The sequence below is a fragment of the Lachnoclostridium sp. An138 genome (assembly GCF_002160765.1).
Taxonomy (GTDB): domain Bacteria; phylum Bacillota; class Clostridia; order Lachnospirales; family Lachnospiraceae; genus Laedolimicola; species Laedolimicola faecalis.
The window spans coordinates 1-4,689 of sequence record NZ_NFLF01000044.1 but is presented as its reverse complement, the minus strand read 5'-3'; the positions used below and the strand labels follow the sequence as shown (position 1 = coordinate 4,689).

At 38.6% G+C, this 4,689-nt stretch carries 2 protein-coding genes; one reads left to right on the top strand and one right to left on the bottom strand.

Annotated elements, in window-relative coordinates:
- Nucleotides 1–137 precede the first annotated feature (137 nt).
- Nucleotides 138–3,530 carry an ATP-binding protein gene (locus tag B5E82_RS17620; protein WP_087308825.1) on the top strand — a complete coding sequence of 1,131 codons (3,393 nt, stop codon included), beginning with the start codon at nt 138–140 and terminating at the stop codon, nt 3,528–3,530.
- On the opposite strand, the gene B5E82_RS17615 is transcribed toward B5E82_RS17620, so the two are convergent.
- The gene (locus B5E82_RS17615; RefSeq protein ID WP_087308824.1) at nt 3,527–4,648 is read right to left on the bottom strand and encodes a glycosyltransferase family 2 protein; all 1,122 of its coding nucleotides are present in this window, start codon (nt 4,646–4,648) and stop codon (nt 3,527–3,529) included. The two genes, B5E82_RS17620 and B5E82_RS17615, sit on opposite strands and share 4 nt — an antisense overlap.
- Between the last annotated feature and the right edge of the window lie 41 nt (nt 4,649–4,689).

Sequence of the window (4,689 nt, the reverse complement as noted above, 5' to 3'; positions counted from 1 at the left end):
TGCAGTATTAGTAATTCAGAGAAATTGTTATGGAAAAAAATGATAATTTTTGATATAATATATTCCATCTAAGGATTAGGCTTGAGTTGCTTTGTTAGCGATAATACCTAATTATCCTGCATTTTTAGAGGAAAGCTATGCGGAAATTAAAAAATAGTTATTGGAATAAATTTACACATTTAACGTCCTCAGGCAAGCAGATCAGAGACGGCCTTAAATTTGAAGACCTAATAGAAGAGCTGCTTCGTCTAGAGTACGGAAAGGCTTGGAAACGGACAGGGAAATCCCATGATTTCAACCGGGATTTTCATTTGGCGACAGATGGGATATTGGAATGGGCTGAATGCAAGAACTATCAGGAACCTATTGCGTTAGACACCATTGCGCCCACACTGGTTATGGCTCAGATATTTGAAGTAAATACCATACTTTTTTTCAGTTATTCTCCCATCAATAAATCTGCTAAATCCAAAATCTATTCTTTTAAAAAGAAAGCCCAAAAAAACGTATATATTTATGATGAGCAGGTGTTGGATGAGCTTATCTTAAAGCATAAGAGAGATTTGCCGCCCAAATTCCGTCCCCAGCCTTATCATATCATACGAAAATCTTCAGAAAAACTTGTTTTCGTTGATATTTCTTTTATCAGAACGCCCATACTGGGTTCCACCTTAGACGATCGTGATTTGCAGAGCTTGGAAACAGTGGAAAAAATTGATTACAATACTGTTTTTGAAATTGTCTTCCTGTGCATCAATGAGTCTTTGTCGGATGATTATGAATTTTATATCCGGTTGCACCCCGATTTTTATGAAGATAACCGGTACTACAATATTGTAGATTGCCAATATACAGATATTGATAAAATGGTCATTTGTAAAAGACTCCAAGCGGCCAGCGGAGATGTTATCCGCCTTCGCTTTAAAACAAATGTTTTCCGGAGGCAGCTGTATTTACCGATATTCAAAGTCGAAATTCGAAAAGCAGGCAAAGTAATAGACTCCTTTACGACTGCCAGAAAATTGGTTCAGAACAATTGGGTTGGAACGACACCGCTTCTGGGTGAAAACTATAGAAAGATTATAGCAAGGCTAAACTCGTATATTCTAAACAATGACAGACTTAGCTGTATGCTGATTACTGGTTTCAGTGGAACAGGGAAAACACGCCTTCTGCGGGAAGCCTTAGACAATCTGATCAAATTCAGATACAGAGTTGTCAGTTTTATCGGGAACGAAAAGGATTCTGTCGAGGTTATTTTCAGGGAACTTATTTACTTTTTATACGAGGTTCCCCGCAGGGAAATACTTCAGTATCTAGAGGATGATATTCTTTGCTGTACAGAAGGGGATAAAACCAAGCCTTCCTATAAAGCTTACAGATTAGCCTCTAAATTTTCAGAGCACCAAACGGATGAAGAACTGATACAAATCATAGAAACTGATTTTGACATCCTATATGAGAAAATGAGCAGAGAAAAAATTGCTCTTGTCATTGACAATGTGCAGTTTTTCGGAAAACCGATGACACATTTTTTGTACAAATATGTAGAGTATGGAAAACAGCAATCATGTAAAAACTTGTCTGTATTAGTTTTAACCGTGAATAATGATTTTTCGGGCTCTGATACTGAGCAGCTTGTCGATTACGCAAAAGAAATCGAAAAAGACAGGCCCGAATTTAAAATCTTCAAGATTTCCGGATTTGAAACGGAATTAAATGGTATTCTGTTTTTGCGAGAGCTGCTGCATGTGAACAATGATTATCTGGATGAAGAGTTTAAGAAAATCATTGCTAAAGCCTCCCTAAATCCATTTTGTCTTTACCAGTCGGTCTATTATTTATATGAAGCCGGCGCCTTGGGGTCAGATAATGACAACCACAGCTATATTATATCTAATGAAATTTTCTTAAATGTAGTAGAACGCATGCCAGATGGGGTACAAGAAATCATCAAAAAACGCTGGCTCGCTTTCCTTGCCCGGTATCAATTAGAGGAAGAAACCTGTTATTCTATACTGGGGATGGTGCAGATTTTGGGAATTTTGAGCCAAGATCAGATTCGTCACTTGCACTTGGATATTTCTGTAGTCGAGCAGCTGTCTAAACATGCATTTCTCTTGCAACGAGAGGACAAAAAGTATCAGTTTTTCCATGATATTATTGAGACTTTCTTTAGCGCCTATTGCCCGCAAATGTATTTGTATGCTGTTCATGTATTATCTTTGCAGCGGAGCGAAAGAATAAAAGAACAGAACATTTTCGCATACTATTTTAGTAGTATTTTTCAGAAAAATGTTTCAGAAGAAGCGCTGATGAAACTTTGCCCGGGATTTCTGGAAACTAACATGGCACATAAATTGGCCTGGGACTATTATGACAGGCTCTTCTCTTTAGTTTTGGGTTTTCAAAATCATGATATCCGGTGGCTGGAAACACTCGTTTCGATCTGCTCGCGACTAAAAACGCTTCTGGGATTGGAAAAAAGCCTTGAATATTATGAAAAAATGAATGAAAAGTTGAACTCCTCTACGGCAGAAGAACTGTTTACAACGACAGCTTTCCGCAATTATATGAATGCCTATGCAGATTTGCTGTTCCATCTAAAAAGGCATAAGGATGCAATTACATATCTTAAATCAGTGAAGCAGCGTGTTCCTCAGAGCGATAGCGACAGCTTTTACGCTTTGTGCGCTATGATTGATAACCGGCTTCTCATTAATCACCGTGAGTTTCGTGATTCATACCATTCACAGCAAGCTGAGCAGTGTTTAAAAAACGCTTGGAAATATACAAATAAAATTACAGACTCTCATCTGAGAGACGAATTTACGTATTTGAACCTGTCAGACGAGGGATATAATTATTATTGTCTTGCCAAGGATAAGGAACGGTTACTGGAAATCTGGGAGCAATGCCTACAGTTTCCTCCGGAACGCCTGCCGGAAAAAGCTATGAATTACTATCGCAAGAAAATACAAATAGCCTTGATAAACCAAACCCCCCATGTTGCGCTGACAGATATTGAAGAAGCCAGGGAATATCTGAACAGCAGGTCTTTTATTAGTGAAAAGCTGATATTTTCCTCTTCACTGAGTAATTTTGAATGTATGGCGCTTTTGATGAAAAACTCCAGCGCGCAAAGGGATTTCCTAAAAAAACAACTTTCAGCTGCTGCGCAGCTGGCAAAAATGGTGGGAACAAAAAGGGACTATGAATTTCTAAATATGCGGGGGATCTTCTCCTGCTATTGCAAAGAAGCCGAAAACTGCTATTACCATTTCAGAGAAGCTTATCACCTTTTCTACCAGTCTGACACAGGATTATTTTATGAAGAAAAAAGAATGCTGTTGATTGATAATATTATCATCGCGTTCCGCATCCTTAACATGTTGGAAAAAGCAGAAGAATTTATTGGGAAAGATGTTTTGGAGCAGTCGAGCCAGGCTCTTACCTGCAGTCTGGATACATGGCAGGCTGCAGGTATCCAGAGAACAGGGGACGGCTTATTCAATTTGCCGATACTTTAACAGCGCTGTTCGGCAATTTCATCGAGTGGCAGAATATTTCCATGACGGTCTATAACGATATCATGAGAGATATTTCGCATTTTAAACCAAAGAGAATTGTTAAATAAGCTGCAGAAGGTATCCACAAAAAACAAAATCGGTGTATTTAAAGTAATAAAATCAAAGTCTACTGACTGGTGTAGTGAAATGTTGGAGGGGTTTCTTGTCTTCACAGGAATAATGTGACGATCAAGGAACTCCAAATCTAATCTGTCTGTGAGAACCTGATAATAATCTTCCCGGTTATAGACAGTGGACATGTCTATCAGAAAATATTTCCTGGGATAGCCCTTATGTCTTTGACGGAAATACTCATAAGTGATCATAAACCATTTGTAAAAGTCTAACTTCATTCTATGAAAATCATTTGCGTAAAACATTCCTTTGCAGTCGGAACGTAAATATCCAAAGCTGTGATATTTGGAATTGTCGGGGTCTGTGCTTCCCTTGTGGTAAACTTCAGAATCAGCTACAACGATAGTAGGATGTCCTAATTCATATAGTTTCAAACAAAAATCGAAATCGGTATACGCAAAGGGCAGATCTTTATCCATTCCATCGACCTGGTCAAATAATTCCCGTGTCGTCATCAGTACAGCACTGCAGGCAGACTGCACTATGCGATCCTTTCCAGCCAGAGGATGATCATGAAGCAGCCCGGTTGTGGAATGCACTGCGTTATATTTTGCATAATAAACTCCAAAGTCCAGTATCCGGTTATTACAGGGATTGATTAATTTACAGCTAACTGCTCCGGCGGAAGTCGTCCTTAATTTATTTTTCAGAGGCTCGTACCAGTTTGCTAGATAGAATACATCTGGATCACAGATGGTAAGGAGATCCCCGTGGGATTTCGAAACCCCATAGTTTACTGCACCGGGATAAAATAAGTTGTCATTGATTTTATAATATGTACATCTTGGGTCAGATATTTCAAAATCAATTTCATTGTAGTTCGAATTATTTCCTACAACAATAACTTCCACATCGTCTGGAATAGTCTGGAAAAGCGTTTTCAGACTGAACATAAGCATGTCCCGGTCCCTGTGAAAAGGAATGATGATCGATTGCTTTTTCATGAAATACCTCCTCTCAAAACACAGGATAATTAGGTATTATC

Coding starts and splice junctions, on each gene's coding strand:
- B5E82_RS17615 (WP_087308824.1), bottom strand. CDS start 4,648: ATGAAAAAGCAATCGATCATCATTCCTTTTCACAGGGACCGGGACATG.
- B5E82_RS17620 (WP_087308825.1), top strand. CDS start 138: ATGCGGAAATTAAAAAATAGTTATTGGAATAAATTTACACATTTAACG.